1 protein-coding gene is annotated in these 908 nt (G+C 69.8%); it reads left to right on the forward strand.

Annotated elements, in window-relative coordinates:
* Positions 1–813, forward strand: an 813-nt coding sequence (locus ACFWJO_RS39655; RefSeq protein ID WP_386873147.1) for an AMP-binding protein, incomplete at its 5' end; no start/stop codon positions are given.
* Positions 814–908 lie beyond the last annotated feature (95 nt).

Here is a 908-nt window from a genome sequence, read left to right on the forward strand (position 1 = left end):
CCGGCGATGTTCATCGCCATGCTCGCCCGGCCTGAGGCGGACGCGTTGGACCTGTCCACGCTGCGCACCGGCGTGATGGCCGGCTCCACGTGCCCCGTCGAGGTGATGAAGAAGGTCATCGACCGGTTCCACATGTCCGAGGTCGCCATCTGCTACGGCATGACGGAGACCGCGCCCGTGTCCACCATGACCCGCCGCGACGACTCCCTGGAGGTGCGCACCCAGACCGTCGGCCGGACCATGCCCCACGTGGAGACGAAGATCGTGGACCCCGCCACCGGTGACGTCGTCCCGCGCGGGGCCACGGGCGAGCTGTGCACTCGCGGCTACTCCGTGATGCTCGGCTACTGGGACGCCCCCGAGAAGACCGCCGAGGTGCTGGACGCCGACGGCTGGATGCACTCCGGCGACCTCGCCTCCATGGACGAGGACGGCTCCGTGCGCATCGAGGGCCGCATCAAGGACCTCGTGATCCGCGGCGGCGAGAACATCTCCCCGCGCGAGGTGGAGGAGTTCCTCTACACCCACCCGGACATCCAGGACGTCCAGGTGGTGGGCGTGCCGGATGAGAAGTACGGCGAGCAGCTCATGGCCTGCGTGATCATGAAGGACGGCGTCGAGCCGCTCACGGTGGACGCCGTCCGCGAGTTCGCCGCGGGCCGGATCGCGCACTTCAAGATCCCGGCCCACGTCCGCGTGCTCGACGCCTTCCCCATGACCGTCTCCGGCAAGGTCCGCAAGGTCGAGCTGCGCGCGGAGGGCGCGAAGGTCGTCCGGGCCCAGGCCCAGGCCCAGGCCCAGAGCGTGGGCTGACGGCGGCCGTCACCCTCAGGCGGCGGGCAGCGGGAACACGTCCCAGATGGTGCAAAACGCATCGGGGGAGGTAAAGAGGACGGCGGAGAGGGATG

This window comes from Streptomyces sp. NPDC127092, assembly GCF_042722475.1.
Classification (GTDB): domain Bacteria; phylum Actinomycetota; class Actinomycetes; order Streptomycetales; family Streptomycetaceae; genus Streptomyces.